Genomic DNA, 16,283 nt, shown 5'->3' on the forward strand with positions numbered 1-16,283 from the left:
TTCGTAAAATGGATATCGTATGGGCCGATACGCTGAGGGGGATGCACGGATGACAGTTACTTCCACTCATCACACGACTGCGGATGCGCTCCAATCGCTGGCCGACGCCTGGGCGGACGCGGGGTTCCCAGAGCACGCCTCTGGCCTTGTCTCCGTGGCAGCCGGATGTCCGGACCTGCTGTCCGGATGGCTTGACGCGGAGGAGTTCGAGTGCGGAGGGGACCTGCTGGAGTCATTGAGGTCCTTCCTATCGGTCCAGGGGCAGGGATGTGGTAGGGCCGCGGGTCTGACAGTACGTCTGAGGACTGGCAGTGTGACGTTCGTCTCCCCTGCCGAGGGGATCCCCCCGGAGCTGCACGGAAGGGCGATCTCGGTGGGACCCTCCGAGTACATCGTGTCCGATCCCCGTCTGGCGGTGGCGGAGGCGGAGCTGCTGACGCTGCAGGCGCACGTCTCGGACATGGTCAGGGTCTCCGACGTCAGGGCCGCCAGAGAGGTCCGGTACCTCGGGTCGCCGGACGGGGCGACGCTCGACGCAGCATCCACCGAGGACGGGGTGATTGCGGACTTCGGTCTCCGCAAGAGGAGGCTCGACCTGCTATCGCTGTCGGTCCGCGCTCTGTGCCGCGCCCGCGGGAGACTCAGGGACGTCAGCAGGGATCTGAAGCCGTACTGTGACCTCCGCAGGATTTCCGCGGCGGCAAAGATGATGTCGGGCTCCCGCCTCGCGGAGCTCTTCTCCGGGTTCGACATCGACGGTTCGGTGGACGAGGCCACGGCCATGGGCGTGTCGGAGGGCGTCGGCAGGCTCATCGACGATGGCCTCCTGATTCCCCCGCCCGACCGGTATGACCTTCGTCTCAGGGTCCGTAGGTTCTCTCACACAGGGTTCTCGGGACAGTACAGCGAGGTCCTCCAGGACATCCTCGTCAGCGCCTCGTGCATCGGCGTTCTCGTCCACGAGTACGCCCATGCCATGGACGCCTTCCTGGGTCGCCCCTCCCACTCGGGCGACTTCTCACGGGTCCACGCCCGCTACTGCTCCGAGATCCACGGCGCTTTGGGCGACAACCCGAAGATGGGATATTACGCATCCAAGGTGGAGGCGTTCGCCAGGTGCTACGAGATCTACATCACGATACGCAGCGGCCCGTCGATGATCCTCATGGACCTAACCGGATCGAAGGCCCATCCGAGGACCGACAGGCTGGACGCTCTCATCGTGGACTACTTCGACGGGCTCATATCCAGGGGCGCAAAGGGTGCGAGTGACCGAGCCATTGGCTTGAATTGTGCACCCTGGGGCAACGCGATCAGGGGGATCGAGGAGGTTGTGGAGAAGGATCTCGGCATCGGATCCGATCTCCGCGAATGCCGCAGGACGTTCGGCCAGAGGCATCTGGGCAGCGACCTGGACACAGGGTCCGTGAGCGTGCTCATGGGCTACGCGTCGACGGAGATGACCGAGAGCTTCTACGGTAGGAAGAGGATGACCAAGGCCGTCGGGAGTGTCAAGAGGGCCTGGGACGAAGATGACGGACGGGGACAAAACGGATAAGCCACCTCCGACATCAGCGGTCATGGACGAGAGCTACGGGAAGTGCCGCACATGCAGGTACTGCAATCACAAGGACGACCTGTGGGTGTGCATCCCGGAGTCCAGGCCGACCGGTCCCGACGAGGGGTGCGGGAGATACCGTCCCGGAAGCTGCGGGTCCTGCCTGTCGTGGGGCGGCGGCAGATGCTCTAGGTCCGGAGAGGACAGGGACTCCCTCGACGTCTGCTCCCATTACGACCCGAGGGGGTCATTCTGAGAGGCGTTCCTTCCTGTTGCCCAGGATGTTCTTGATGCTGGCCTTTGCCTTGGCCTCGCCCATGATGACCTTCTTGGCGGATTCGGGTATGCCGTAGTAGACTATGTTGTCGCACAGGCTCTCGTTGCCCCTCATCTGCGGGCGGACCCTGGAATACGCGCCCTGGAGGGACCCGACCACGTCGCCGACGGTCCCGGTGAGCTCGTAGACGGAGGAGTCTATCAGCCTCCTGGCGTTGACGAACCCCGACTCCGGGAGGAGCGGGTTGTATGTCCCGTCGAGGAAGTCGTCCTCCAGGTCGTCGATCGCGTCCATGAGGTACACCGCGGCGGTGAGCTCGGTGAACACATCGCCCAGCTCCCTGGAGTAGAACTCCCCCGAGATGTCCTCCAGGGGCCCCGTCAGGCCCTTCCCGAACTCCCTCCCCATGCGCGGCGCGTCCCTGCATCCGGCGAGCTCCATGTCGCGGAGCCTCATGAACCCCTCCCCGACCATCTCGTCGTACTCGGGGTAGAGGGACACGGCCTTCTCCATGGCGTTGCGCAGGACGAACGAGATCAGCTTCGTCTTCGCGGACGGGAGGTCCGTCTCGTCGTCGTACAGCTCCCATTTGGTCAGGATGAGGGTGTATGCGGCCATCTTCCTCATCATGGACGAGTCGGCCTTGGGGGCGTCCAGGACGCAGATCCTCCTCTTGGTGCCGTCGAACTCCGGACAATCGGACATGATCCCGTTCAGGAGTATGGTGTTGAACGTCATGTCGTAGTTCACCGTGGTCGTGCCTGTCAGACCGAACCCGGCCCTGAGCTGGTGGCACCCCTCGCAGTAGTATCTCCTGTAGAGGTTGTTGTCCGCGGGGGACAGTCTGCTGTAGGCGGGGACGGTGTACCCGAACATCGTTCCTCCAATGGGGACCTGGTTATAAAGGCTGGGGACTCATCCTATGCCGCCCAGGAGCGCCCCGGCGACGAGGGCCACCAGCGTGAGTGAGCAGTAGACGTACTTGCCGAGGGGGAAGAACCATCCGCCTATCCTCCTCTTCGCGCCTTCGCTCACCTCGTCCTCCGCGAACCTCCTGCCGGCCACCCAGAAGAACATCGCCCCGGCCAGGAGGGCGCCGAGCGGGCATATGAATATCGATACGGCGTCCATCCACTGGGAGACGATCCCCTGTATGCAGAGGGCTACGATGCATCCGATCGCGAGGATCGCCGCGGTCGCGGTCGCGCGACGCGTCCCGAACCTCTGCTGGAGGTACTCGATCGGAGCCTCGTAGAGGTTGATGATGGAGCTCAGTCCGGCGAACAGCACGCAGACGAAGAAGACCACCCCGATCATCTGGCCCATCGGCATGCCGTTGAACACGTTGACGAGATGGATGAACATGAGCCCCGGACCGCCGCCCGTCAGCTCGGAGCCTCCCGCGGCCATCGCGGGTATTATGACCATGGATGCAAGGAGCGCGGCCGTGGTGTCGAACGTCGCGACCACCCCTGCCGAATATGGTATGGACTCCTTCCTGTCGAGGTACGACCCGTAGATGACGCTGCCGTTGCCGGCCACGGACAGGGAGAAGAACGCCTGTCCGAACGCGAAGATCCAGACCAGGGGGTTCCCGAGCATCTCCGTGTCGATGGAGAATATGTAGGAGTATCCTGCGGACGCCCCCGGAAGGGTGGCGATGTAGACCATCAGGCCGATGAACAGGAGGAAGAGGACGGGCATCATCACGCTGTTCGCTTTCTCTATGCCTCTGGACACCCCGAGGGCGAGGATGCCCAGGGATGTCACGACCGCCACGACGACCCAGACGTTCGCACCGCCGGACGTCGCTATGGAGTCGAAGAGCCCGCCGATGGACCCCATGTCCTGGCCCAGGGATATCAGCTCCCCGTTGAACGCCATGAACGTGTAGTCGAAGATCCAGGCCATGACACAGGTGTAGCCTATCGCCAGTGCCAGGGACCCCATGATGGGGATCAGGCCTATGGCCTTCCCGATCCTCTCGTTCCCGAAGCGCATCTCCGTGCATCTGCCGAACGCCCCCACGGGTCCGGTCTTGGCGGAACGTCCGAGGGCGAACTCGGCCATCACCCCGGTGAGGGCGATCAGGACGACGAAGAACAGGTACGGGACGATGAACGTCAGCCCGCCGAAGAGCGACACCATCGCGGGGAAGCGCCAGATGTTGCCCATCCCCACGGACGAGCCTATGCAGGACACGATGAAGCCGCCCCTGCTCCTGAATCCGTCACGCTCGCCTTCGCATCCCATCGGAGAACCTCGTCTTCATGTCATGATGATGGGGCGGATATGAATGTTGGTATCGTAAAGGGACATCGTTCATCTATATTGTACATCAATAGGGCCTGTCGGAGTGGATCCCGCGTCCGTCGAGGGAGGGCGGTGCGGGCCGGTTTCGGTACCGATGGGGAGGGTCCGGGCACAGCCAGAGGTCCGGAGTGTCAATAAGTCATATATATGGCATAAAGGTTCGGAAGCTGTACCAGCCAGCAGTGGTAGGTGAATAGAATCATGGCGTACGACGCGGAATCCGTTGACAAACTGACAGCACTTTACGAGAGCCAGTCCCCGGCAGCATTCATCGCATTCGCGATGGAGGGCCTTCCCGAGAACTACGACCATGACGGTCGTTTCGACGGTGCCGCCGACGAGGAGCACGGCGGAGACTCCAAGTGCAGCTACTGCTGCTGCGGAGACAACGGATACTGCAACTCCCTGGGATGGCACGCCTGCGTCGTCGGTCTCGTCGTCTGCTGCTGCGCTTGCTGCTGCTACGTCACCAACGGTTTCAACGGCGTCTGGACCTACTGGCCCTTCTGAGCCGGCATCCGCCGGCCATGAAGCCCTACATCTCGGTCATCGTCAAACCGACACTTTTCTGCAACGAGTCCTGCAGCCACTGTTATCACGCTCCAGAGGAGCGTGTGCGCGGGGACATCTCCTTGGACTCGATAGACCGCCTCATGAGGATGGTCTCCGAGGAGTATGAGGCCGCCTGGTTCATATGGCACGGAGGGGAGCCCATGACCCTTCCGATGTCCTTCTACAAGAGCGTCATGGAGATTGAGGAGAGGTACTTCGGGAAGAACTCCTTCCGCGTGGGGAACACCATACAGACCAACGGGACGCTCCTCAACAGGCGCTTCATGGCCTACTGCAGGGAGAAGGCCATCAACGTCGGGGTCTCATGCGAGGGACCCTACAACGGCGTCCTGAGGGAACTGGATCCCGAGAAGGCGATATCCCTTCTGTCCGCCAAGGAGAACAAGTACTCAGTCAGCTCGACCATATCGAGGGAGACCGCTCTGAGGCAGAGGGAGCTCTACGAGTACTACCGCGACAAGGGCACCAACGTGTCGTTCTCCCCCGTGATCCCCGCCGGGTGCGCCAAATGCAACGGCACCGTCCCGGATGCGGATGAGTTCATCAGGGGGAGCATAGAGGCGTTCGATGCGTGGCTCCACGATCCGGACTCCAAGGTCCCGCTCATACCGCATTACCTCTACGTGCTGAACTACCTGGGGGACCCGACGCCGTCCGACTGCGCCCACACGTCCTGTCTGACGAAGTGGATATGCGTCCATCCGGACGGTTCGATATACCCGTGCGCTAAGGCCTGCCCGAAGGAGTTCTGCATGGGGAACGTGAACGAGATCGAGCACATCTCCGATGCCTTCCGTTCGGAAGGGTTCGGGAGGATCCTGGAAGGCTCGATCAAGCGCAGGGAGAGGTGTCAGACCTGTCCCATATTCAGATACTGCAACGGCGGATGCAGCATGGATGCATATCACGAGTGCGGCATCGAGAACAACGGGGGAGATTCGTGCAGGATATTCCGCGAGGTCTTCACCCACATATCGGCAGAGGTCCAGGGCATCATCGACGGGAGGGAGGATGTCTCGGGGCTCAACCCCTTTGTCAAGGATGCCATCGTCGGGAAGCTCGTCAACCCGAAGACCGTGTCCCAGTGACGGCGGTCTTCAAGCGTTGCACAAATTGTGCAACGCTTGAGTCCAAGGCGGACATGCCGGTGTAATCTTCAGAGAACGATCTTCGAGAGACAGCGATCATCTCTTGACGGCGACCGCCAGGATCTCCTTCGCCTTGGGGTCGGTGGGTTCCAGGGGTGTATCCCATCTGCCCGCCTGTACATAGCGTATATCGGACACGGTCATGCCTTCAGATTCCAGCATCTCCCTGACCTCGGAACCTGTGTATCTGCGGTCGCGTATCACATATTCCGCCTGCAGGGAGTCATCGCCGCTGAACTGCTCCTTCCTGTAGACGAGGTTCGAATCCGGATCTATCAGGAAGTGTTCGGGATCGAACACATCCCCGCACTTGTGCATGATGTCCGTGGGTTTCAGACGGAACAGCAACTCCGGATTCCCGATAACGTTCCCGACGTTCTCGGGCCTGGCGATAGCACGTGTCAGCTCCATGTTCATGACGGAGATGATGAGGGTTCCTCTGGGCGAGAGGGACCTCACGCAGTTTCTCAGGATGCTGAGGTTGTCCTCTTCATCCGGGAAGGACCCTATGATGTCGTAGAGGGCAAGAGCGACATCGAAGCCCTGTGTGCGATAGCCCCTTCCGTCAGCGACCTGGAACTTTGCATTCCTGGGGTGGGGTTTCTTCCTGATCTTGGATATGTTGCTCTCCGAGAAATCGATGCCCAGGACGGAGCTCTGAGGATGTCTCGATGCGATCTCCAGGGAGTGGCGTCCGATGCCGCAGCCCATATCCAGGACCTTCGATTCCCGAAGGTCGACCACCGATTCTATGAAGTCTACCTCCTTTCCTGTGTGGGAGGCCCAGGGTTGCCTGTCCATCTCCATACGTCCGTAGGCTTCACGGAGCTGGGACTCGGAGAAGTCGATCGTCCCTTCAGGTCCGTCTTTGAAGTCAAAATCCATTCGATTGCGGAATGGAATGTATAGTATATAAATGTCCGAGAGCGGCCCCTTTCCGAGGGCCGCCCCCGGTTGTTCACCTGCGTCCGATGGCACCCTTGTCGTAGGGTGTCTCCTGATAGACGCAGTAGTTCAGCCAGTTCGTGAAGAACATGGTCGCGTGGCATCTCCATCTGACGATCGGGTCCTTGTGCGGGTCGTCGTCCTCGAAGTAGTGGTCGGGGACGTGCGGGTTCTTCCCCGCCGCGAGGTCGCGCTCGTACTCGTACGCCAGCGTCCCCTTGTCGTACTCGAAGTGTCCCGTGATGAACACCTCGTTCCTCTCGGACACCACTATCCCCACCCCCGTCTCCGGGGACGAGGCTATGATGTGCAGGTGCGGGTCCGCCTGTATGTCCTCGAGCACCAGCTGGGTGTGCCTGGACTGGGGCATGTGGAACCTGTCGTCGAACCCCCTGAGTATGGGCTCGTTCGGGGCCTGGACGTTGTGCTCGAATATGCCGGAGATCTTCGATTCCAGGGGGTACTTGCGTACGCCGTAGTGGTGGTAGAGTCCCGCCTGGGACCCCCAGCAGATGTACAGGGTGGACGAGGAGTGGCTCCTGGTCCAGTCCATGATCTCGCACAGCTCCGGCCAGTAGTCGACGTCCTCGAACTCTATGTTCTCCACCGGCGCGCCGGTGATTATGACGCCGTCGTAGTTCCTGTCGCGGACCTTCTCGAACGTGGTGTAGAACCTCCTGAGGTACTCGGCGGAGGTGTTCTTGGAGGTGTGGCTGGCCATCTGCAGGAACTCGACGGTTGTCTGCAGGGGGCTGTTGCTGAGGCACCTGAGGATCTGGGTCTCCGTCTCGACCTTGGTGGGCATGAGGTTCACGATCAGGATGTCCAGGGGACGTATGTCCTGCGTCGTCGCCCTGGTCTCGGTCATCACGAAGATGTTCTCGGACTCGAGGACGGATGCCGCGGGCAGGTCGTTGGGGATGTTCACCGGCACGTTATCACTCGTCGAATATGCCCAGGCTCATGTACTTCTCGCCGCCGTCCGGGAGTATGGCGACGATCCTCTTCCCGGGATGTCTCTCGGCCTCGCGGATGGCGGCGAAGACGTTGCATCCCGACGATATGCCGCAGAATATCCCCTCCTCCCTGGCGAGGCGGACGCACGTCCTGACGGCGTCGTCGCCGTCCACGGTCTCGATGCCGCCGAGGAGGTCCGCGTGCAGGTTCCCGGGGACGAAGTTGGCCCCGATGCCCTGTATCCTGTGGGGTCCGGCACGTCCGTCGGACAGCAGGGGGCTCTCGGTGGGCTCTATGCCTATGACCTTCCCCTTGGAGCCGGCGTCGATGAACGCCTGCGCTATCCCGGTCGCCGTCCCTCCCGTTCCGAACCCGGCGTACACCAGGTCGACGTCCGGGAGGTCCCTGAGGATCTCCCTGCCGGTGCCGGTCCTGTGGGCCGCGGCGTTGGCGGGGTTGTCGAACTGTCCGCAGACGAAGCCGTCCCTCTCCTTCGCGATGGAGTCGGCCATGTCGACCGCGCCCTGCATCCCCTGCGCCCCGGGGGACAGGACGACCTCCGCGCCGTACGCCCTCATGAGGGATATGCGCTCCTTGGTCATGGTGTCCGGCATGACGATGACCGCCTTGAATCCCCGGGCCGCGGCGATCATCGCTATCGCGATGCCCATGTTCCCGGAGGTGGGCTCCACTATGGTCCCCCCTTCCCTGAGCGCTCCGCGTGCCACGGCATCCTCGATCATCGACAGTGCCGCGCGGTCCTTGATCGATCCCGCAGGGTTGCCCCTCTCCGCCTTGACGTAGACGTGGGAGCCCTTGGGCGCCATCCTGTTCAGACGTATGAGCGGCGTGTCGCCGATGGTCTCCGTGATGCTGTTGTAGACTGCCATATGATGTTCCGACGAATGCGACGACCGATAAATACCTACCCATTTGGTCAGAATTCGATGCCCTTCCTCGCGGGTATCCCGCGGTCCATGGGGTGCTTCACCAGGGTCATCTCCGTAACCAGGTCCGCGTACTCGATGATCTCCGCCGGGGCTCCGCGCCCGGTCAGGACGACCTCAGTGTTCGGCGCCCTGCACTCCAGCATGGCGATGACGTCCTCCGCGGACACGTGCCCGAAGCGCATGGAGTTGTTTATCTCGTCGAGGATCACCAGGTCGTACCTCCCGGAACGGAGGGCCTCCGTCGAGACCTCCATGGCCTTCCCGGTGAGCTCCAGGTCCTCCTCCCTGGAGACCTTGCTCCCGCACATGTGGTCCGCGCCGAGGGAGACCATCTCGAAGCTCTCCAGGCTCTTCGCCATCACCTGCTCGCCGTATCCGCAGTCCGGCTTCAGGAACTGCACCATGATAACGTTCAGTCCGGAGCCGATGGCCCTGAGCGCGAGGCCGAGGGCGCACGTCGTCTTTCCCTTTCCGTTCCCGGTGTACACCTGTACGAGTCCGAGCTTCTCCTTCGTTGGTCCGGGGCATGGGGTCATGGTCACGGTATCGGTAAACGAGCGTAAAAGGCAGACGCTTCCGCAGTCATCCGTATAAACCATCCGTCCGCTGTGGATGCCGGGTGTCAGCGTATGAAGGATGCAGAGTTCTTCAGGTCCAGGATCCCGGTGTTCGCGGAGGCCGAGAGGAGGTTCTTCGCCGGGGAGATGTCAGCGAAGGAGTACAAGGGCATATCCGGGCAGTTCGGAAGCTATGCGCAGAGGGGCGGGGAGCGCGGGATGATCAGGCTCCGCATGTGCGGCGGCCACATGGACCGCGACAAGCTGGGGTTCATAATAGACGAGTGCGAGAGGTACGGTCTGGACCGCGTGCACACCACGACGTGCGAGACCGTCCAGCTGCATGACCTGGAGGGGGACCAGATCGCGGAGGTCATGGACCGCGCCCTGGACCACGGGATAAACACCCAGGGCGGCGGAGGGGACAATCCCAGGAACGTATCCGCCACGTCGCTGTCCGGTGTCGAGCCGGGCGAGTACTTCGACGTGTACCCGTACGCGAAGGCGGCGGAGAGGTATCTCCTGGACATCATGACCGAGGTCAGGATGCCCCGCAAGCTGAAGGTGGCCTTCTCGTCGTCAAGGAGGAACGAGACCCATGCGACGTTCAGGGACCTGGGGTTCGTCGCCAGGCCGTACGGGATGTTCGACGTCTGGTCCGCCGGGGGGCTGGGCAGCAACCCGAGGATGGGGGTGCTGGTCGCGGAGGGCGTTGACCCCTCGGAGACCCTGTACTACGTCAGGGCGATGGTGGACACGTTCGTCGAGCACGGGGACTACGGGAACCGTGCGCGTGCCAGGACCAGGTACATGAGGGACGCCCTGGGCGACGAGGGGTACCGCAGGGAGTTCCTGAGGCACCTGGACGAGGTCAGGGGGAGAGAGGACCTGGACATCCACCCGGAAATCCCGGTGTACCGTCCCCGGCCGATTGTGGAGGTGTCCCCGGACCACAGGAGGGTGTTCAGGCAGAAGCAGGACGGACTGTACTATGTTTCGTACCGTCCCCTCGCGGGGGACGTCCCGCTGGATGTCCTGAGGAGGATATACGATGCGACGTCCGACATGCCGGATGCGGAGGTCAGGATATCCCCGGACAGTGCGTTATACGTGATAAACCTGGACGGGAACGAGGCCATCGCGGTGGAGGATGCGACGTCCGGAGGGGCGGAGACCCTGTTCGAGACGTCGGTGTCATGCATCGGGGCGACGGTGTGCCAGATCGGTCTGAGGGACTCGGCGGGGCTGCTCAGGGGGATGGTGGACGCGGTCAGGGCCGAGGGCCTGCCCGCCGACTGCCTCCCGAGGTTCAGGATATCGGGGTGCGTCTCCAGCTGCGGTTGCCATCAGGTGGGCGTCGTGGGACTGCAGGGAGCGTCCAAGAGCGTCGGAGGGGAGAACGTGAAGGTGTTCAACGTGACCGTGAACGGATGCGGACTCCAGGGCAGGGAGAGGTTCGGGGACCTCATCGGGGCGGTGCCCGTGGACAGGTGCACGGACATGGTCCTGCATCTGGGGAGGACGGTCGCCGCGTCCGGGAGACCGTTCGACGAATGGTGCTCCGATGCGGACCTGAAGGAGGTCCTGAGGGACTATCTCGTGTGACGGCCGGACTTGTTTCCGATATGGATGTGAGACGGTGGCAGGTCGTCGCTTCTCATTGTCAATGGATTGTGGTAGGTTGTAGAATGGACCGCCGGGGGGAGAGCCCCGGCGTAAGGAGGGACACGGAGGAATACACATCCATTTCACCAGATGTCCCGGTTTAGCGTCATCTCTGAGGCTTGTGATCCACTGAGCGTGATTTCGTCGGCGGTCGTTCTCCGTATGTGACCGCTGTGTCCTGTGAACTCTAAAGGGTCCGGGACCTCCCGTCCGGGAGGCCCCGCTCCGAGACCCGTTTGCTGTTAAGGTTATGGGTGTGCTCCGTGGTCGTCGGGGCCCTTCCGGGCCCCTGTGTTTCCTGTTCAGGTTATTGGTCGATAGCCTTCGCTCATCCGTGTGTTTACGATCAGCTCCTCATGAGCCTCATGGCGACGATGATGGCCATGACGACGATGAGGACGACGAGGATGATCAGCAGGTAGTCGGTGATGGTCATTCCATTGTCGGCTGCGGGGGTGTCGGGCTGGTCGGGGGTGAATCCGGACTTCTCGATACCGGTGAGCTGGAACGTCACGGTGATGTCCTGGCTTGTTGTGTCATCGTCATCAAATCCAAGCTTCGCAGAATCGGGGATTCCAGAGAGAGTGAAGCTCAGGCCAGATACGGTGCACTCGGCACCCTTCTCAACGGTTCCGTTGATCGCGAGTTTCGCATCTCCAGAGTATCCGTTCGCAAGGGTGTATGTGATCGTGTGGGTTCCTGCAGAGAGGTTTCCGTTGAAGAGGTAGAGTCCGTTGTACTTCACAAGGATCTGTCCGTCGATGAAGATATCATCGACACCTTCGTTGGCAAGGATCGCAATCCGATATACCTCGGTCTCGATCTTCGCAGTAACCTTCTCACTGGATCCAATGAGATCGTTGTTCACGAGATCTCCATCCTTGTTGAGCCAGCCCAGGAAGAGGGCGTTCTCTACAGGGATGTCGAATCCTGCAGCATCAGCAGTGGGTTCTTTGATGCTGGAGATAGTCATGCTTGCATTCTTGGTGTACACGGTCATCCAGAGTCCATCGTTCACGAAGAACTGGGTGGACTTGATGGAGATGTCATCGAACACCTTGAGTGCGGCTTCGTCGAGTACCGCATCGCCTGCGATATATGCGGTTCCATCGCTTCCAAGGGCGACCGGTCCGTTGACGGTTGCGACAGCTCCGGTGGTCTTGGCTTTAAGGATTCCGACGTACAGTTCAGTAGCACTGGCGATTCCGGATGCAGTGGTGCTGGTGGCAGCCTCGACAGAGAGGATTCCGCCACCCATGACCACGACAGTGGTCGCATCGAATTTCTTTCCGGATGCGACTGTCACGGTTCCGTCGATCACAATCTTGTTGAAGGATCCACCATCAGCCGCAAGTTCTGAGACCAGGGTTGCACCGGATGCGACAATGAAGTCGACATTGCCGCTACCGAGTGCGTTCTTAGCGGTAAGGGTTCCAGCAGAAAGGGTGATGGATGCGTTGTCGGGGTGATTCTCCATGGTTCCCTTGACCTCGGCGACATTGTCGAATGTCATGGTTCCGTCGATATCCGAAACTCCGAACGTCTTAACATCGTCGAACATGACAGTGACGTTGCCGACGATGATGGATCCGTTGAATGTACCTCCAACGAGAACAGCTGGCGAGGACCCTGCGGCAGTTGCCGCTGCAGAGACAATTCCGGACTTCTCAAGGGTGATCGAGGATGCTGTGAAGATTGATCCGTTCTCCAGGATGATCTTCTCGCAGTCGTCTGTGGCGGTGAACTTGATGTCTCCGACAGTGACCTTCCCATTGATCCTGATGTCACTTCCGACCTTGGTCATGTCCGCAATGGCGACACCAAGGGGTGAGACGCATTTGTATCCGTCCTCATCATCATAATATGCGCCGGCGATGGGTGCTCCGCCGGTGGAAAGCTTCTTGTCATTGGATGTGGGGGTCTCGTTATATTTGATGACACTGTCGCTCTTGAGGACTCCGTTCACAACGATGGCGCTGGAATCGACGGTGTCATCGTTACGGTTGACGGCTTCCTTCGCGAACTTGGTCTCCGCGTTGATATCCACATCTGTCTTGAGGGTCCCATCAATCGTGAGAGTGGCCCCATCCTTGATGACAAAGGATGTCGTGACATCGGTGACGACGACGGTGACATCCGCAGGTATGGTGATATTGCTCTTGATCTCGAGGGTGGGTGTAGAGACCTGGATCGTCTCTCCGGCCTTGGATTCGGAGAGGGCGATCGCCAGGCTGGTCCACTTCGCCCATCCTTCCTTGACGGGCTTGTCGTTCTCGGTCTGGTATGCGTAGACATCGCTCTGGATGTCGAGCGTGTTGGAGACCTTCGTCTTGTTGTTGGCGAAAAGGGTCCCATCGACATCGATGGTTCCTGCTCCAGTGATCTTTCCTGCAGCATCGACCTCGAGCTTCACATCCGTGTTCTTACTGTCGCCGATGTTCATCACAGCATTCGTCGAGATGACTAGGTTCAGGTTCGCGGGAACGGTGTTGCCTGCCTTCAGGGTCTGTACTCCGGAGACGGTGACAGTCTTGATGGTGTCATCTGCACCGGCAGTCGTCAGGACGGCTCCGATGGATCCGTAGTTGTAGTATGTGACTTTGGCGCTCTGAACGGTCACCTCGGACTTGTACCACGCGGCATTCACAGCGTTCGTGATCGCACCCTTGGTGACGATCTTTCCGTCATCGAGGACGGTGATTCCAGTGCTGTCATCACCGCTCGTTCCGCGGTCGGTGAGGTCCTGGACGTTGTTCGTGAAGGTGGTCCTATCGGATGTCACGTTGATGGATCCAGTGACTTCGAGCTTCCCGTCGTTCACAATCGTAATTCCCTCGTTAGCGACGAGATTGGAAGAGACAGTGACCTTGCTGTTCCCGTCAAGCCTGACGGAAGCAGTGGGTTTAGTGGCCTCATTGTCATCATCATCTGCGACGGATATGCTTCCTGCCACATCGATGGAGCTGTCGACGGTGTATCTGTCCTCCTCTCCGGAGAAGGTCTTCTTCTCCTTCAGTTTCGCAGTCTGGGTGAATGTGATTCCAGAGACTGTGGTTTTCTCACTCGTGATCGTCACGTCGACGGAGTTCTCGGCCCCGGCCGTCACCTTGAACGGGTTCTTTCCCTTCTTCAGTTCAAGGCTGGAATCGGTCACGGTGATCTTCGATCCGTTGGGTGCGGTCCAGTCGACGATATCCACGACAGCACCGTCGGCCATCATGTAGATGGTGGACGTGACAGCGGAACTCGCAGCGACGGAGCTGTCGATTGTTATCGTTCCGTAGTTGTGGATGTTCTTCGCATCTATTACTCCGCCGACACTCAGCGCGGCCCCTTCGGTCACGATGAGTTTCCCCGCACCGTTCACACTCAGGACTCCCTCGTCGTTGACCGTAGCAGTGGAATCCTGCATGATCTTGACAGTGGCGAAGGAGTCGACATTGAGGTCACCGTTCATGGTCAGGCTTCCGCTGATGTTCATGATGGAGTAGTTCTTGACCTCGACCACTCCTGCATCGACAGTCTTCCCGTCGACCACGTCCTCGCCCTGGATCTCGATGTCCCCATCGATCTCTGCGAGTGCGGCGTCGAATCTCAGGAAGGCTCCTGCGGAGACAATGACCTTCGAACCTTCGGGGACCACGAGCTTTCCCTTTATGGTTATGTCCGCACCGGGGACGATGGTCCAGGTGTCCCCGTCATATACGATCACGGCCTGGGTCGCATCGAGGACAAGACCTCCTTCCTCAAGTCCCAGTTTGGACTCTCCCCCGACCTTCATCTCGGTGGTCGCATTCTCTCCAGGCTTCGATTCGGCAGTAGTGCCATTCTCGTTCTGGATGTACCCGTTGGTTTTGTCTTCTCTGGAATCGGTGACATTCGATGTCTCGACCGCAGCTCCCTCATCCTTTACGACCTTCGCGTTGCCATCAAACGTGACATTCTCGAGTGCAAGGCTGGATCTGTTGGCCACATCGATTTGGGCATTTCCTCCGAGGATTCCGGAGAACTTCGCTTCCCCATCTACAGCCATGGTACCAGCAGTTACCGATCCCTTCATCGCCACAGATCCCTCGCTGAATTCAAGGGTTCCATTTGCGGGGACAGTCAGCCCTTTCACGGTCACCTGGTTCTTTCCGAACTTCACGGCCACTCCATCGGAGCTTCCGCCGATTCCGGTGAGATCGCTCCCTCCTGCATCGATCAGGATCTTCTTCACTTCGCCAGTGGCTGTCTTCTGTGCAGCCTCGGAGAACTTCGCTGAACTGTTCACCACGGCGGTACCGTTCACGAAGATGAGTCCGCCCTCATTCCCAGAGGATTCTGTCAGGTACTTCACCGAGATATCGTTGTCTTTTCCGACCCAGCTGATGGAAATGTCGTTCTTCTGGGTCTGGGTCGCGCCATCGGTGACTGCGAGGAGCGCAGTCTTCGTGGTCACTGTCGAAGCATATGATATGCTGCTGTCCGCATCTATCGTCAGGGACACATTTCCGTTGTAACCTGCGGCATTGGTGTATCCGTTGTTGATCGTCACCGGTGCGACCGCACCTCCGGACCCATTGGTGTTGATGTCTGTGCCTTCAACATAGTTCTTGGTTCCCACAAGGTCCGTGTTCTTGACAGTCACTGCGCCAGATTTGATCTCGAGAGCAACACCGCCTGTGATCTTCGAACCCTCGATGGAGACTGCATCGGCAAGAGTGTATACTCCAATGTTTTCTGCAGTTATCTCTGTGTCACTGATCGTAAGGCCTGCAACCTTGCTGTTGGATACCCACACTCCAACGCTCTTGGAGACGATCTTCGCATTGATGATCTCTACCTTTCCGTCGGATGTCTTGTTTGCAGTCTCTGTATAGTAGTAGAATCCGCATCCGGAGTTGTATGTTCCTCCGTTCACATTCAGGTTCACGTTATTTTTGTACGTGATGAAAACTACCGCGGCATTATCGGGTGCCTTGATCGTTCCTTCACCTGATGTGCTGGAGTCCTTCAGAGTGAAGTCGATATCTGCTGTGTCGATCTTGAACACACTCTTGGCTGAAACAGATTCCGTCTCATCCTTGGGATCAGATACCGTTATGCTGTATCCGTTAAGGTCAAGTATTCCGCTCTTTGTCAGAACAATTGCTTCGTAGTCTGCGGTTGCACTCACATTGTTAGTGAGTTTGATGTTGAATTCACTTCCATCCGTCATTGCCGTCTTCAACGCATCATACGTCGAGACAGGTTCCACATCGGATGGAATTGCTCCGTCAGCGCCCTCAGAAGCAGGTGTCACTGCGCTGAACGCGCAGAACACCATTGCGAGGACGGCGACAGCCGCGAGGAGTTTGA

At 59.7% G+C, this 16,283-nt stretch carries 12 protein-coding genes; 5 read left to right on the forward strand and 7 right to left on the reverse strand.

Annotation, left to right across the window (positions count from 1 at the left end; translation table 11 throughout):
* Positions 1-49 precede the first annotated feature (49 nt).
* Together V5D86_RS08340 and V5D86_RS08345 are read left to right on the forward strand one after the other, a co-directional pair.
* Complete coding sequence (locus tag V5D86_RS08340) at positions 50-1,558, forward strand: hypothetical protein (protein WP_414596225.1); 1,509 nt, start codon at positions 50-52, stop codon at positions 1,556-1,558.
* A gap of 22 nt (positions 1,559-1,580) precedes the next feature.
* Entirely contained in the window at positions 1,581-1,814 is a 234-nt protein-coding gene (locus tag V5D86_RS08345; RefSeq protein WP_414596226.1) for a hypothetical protein, read from the forward strand.
* On the opposite strand, the gene V5D86_RS08350 is transcribed toward V5D86_RS08345, so the two are convergent.
* Complete coding sequence (locus tag V5D86_RS08350) at positions 1,806-2,711, reverse strand: DUF5685 family protein (protein ID WP_414596227.1); 906 nt, start codon at positions 2,709-2,711, stop codon at positions 1,806-1,808. The genes V5D86_RS08345 and V5D86_RS08350 overlap by 9 nt on opposite strands.
* A gap of 39 nt (positions 2,712-2,750) precedes the next feature.
* A complete protein-coding gene (locus V5D86_RS08355) occupies positions 2,751-4,088 on the reverse strand; it encodes a sodium-dependent transporter (protein WP_414596228.1) in 1,338 nt (445 codons plus the stop codon).
* 261 nt (positions 4,089-4,349) lie between these two features.
* On the opposite strand from V5D86_RS08355, the gene V5D86_RS08360 reads away from it, so the two are divergent.
* A complete protein-coding gene (locus tag V5D86_RS08360) occupies positions 4,350-4,658 on the forward strand; it encodes a hypothetical protein (protein WP_414596229.1) in 309 nt (102 codons plus the stop codon).
* Between the two features lie 17 nt (positions 4,659-4,675).
* Entirely contained in the window at positions 4,676-5,809 is a 1,134-nt protein-coding gene (locus V5D86_RS08365; RefSeq protein ID WP_414596230.1) for a radical SAM protein, read from the forward strand.
* A gap of 96 nt (positions 5,810-5,905) precedes the next feature.
* Here the strand turns inward: V5D86_RS08365 and V5D86_RS08370 are convergent, their stop codons facing one another.
* The 4 genes from V5D86_RS08370 to cobO all read right to left on the reverse strand — a co-directional run bounded on the left by V5D86_RS08370 (position 5,906) and on the right by cobO (position 9,257).
* A complete protein-coding gene (locus V5D86_RS08370) occupies positions 5,906-6,754 on the reverse strand; it encodes a class I SAM-dependent methyltransferase (RefSeq protein ID WP_414596231.1) in 849 nt (282 codons plus the stop codon).
* 73 nt (positions 6,755-6,827) lie between these two features.
* Positions 6,828-7,748, reverse strand: coding sequence for a homoserine O-acetyltransferase MetA (gene metA, locus V5D86_RS08375; protein WP_414596232.1), 921 nt, complete (start codon positions 7,746-7,748; stop codon positions 6,828-6,830).
* Positions 7,749-7,752: 4 nt separating this feature from the next.
* Positions 7,753-8,661, reverse strand: coding sequence for a cysteine synthase A (cysK, locus tag V5D86_RS08380; RefSeq protein ID WP_414596233.1), 909 nt, complete (start codon positions 8,659-8,661; stop codon positions 7,753-7,755).
* A gap of 47 nt (positions 8,662-8,708) precedes the next feature.
* Entirely contained in the window at positions 8,709-9,257 is a 549-nt protein-coding gene (gene cobO, locus V5D86_RS08385) for a cob(I)yrinic acid a,c-diamide adenosyltransferase (RefSeq protein ID WP_414596234.1), read from the reverse strand.
* Positions 9,258-9,350: 93 nt separating this feature from the next.
* Between cobO and V5D86_RS08390 the strand changes: the two genes are divergently transcribed.
* Complete coding sequence (locus V5D86_RS08390; protein ID WP_414596235.1) at positions 9,351-10,883, forward strand: nitrite/sulfite reductase; 1,533 nt, start codon at positions 9,351-9,353, stop codon at positions 10,881-10,883.
* 406 nt (positions 10,884-11,289) lie between these two features.
* On the opposite strand, the gene V5D86_RS08395 is transcribed toward V5D86_RS08390, so the two are convergent.
* A partial coding sequence (locus V5D86_RS08395; RefSeq protein WP_414596236.1) for a hypothetical protein occupies positions 11,290-16,283 on the reverse strand: 4,994 nt, incomplete at its 5' end.

Source organism: Candidatus Methanoprimaticola sp. MG2 (assembly GCF_047501175.1).
Taxonomy (GTDB): domain Archaea; phylum Thermoplasmatota; class Thermoplasmata; order Methanomassiliicoccales; family Methanomethylophilaceae; genus Methanoprimaticola.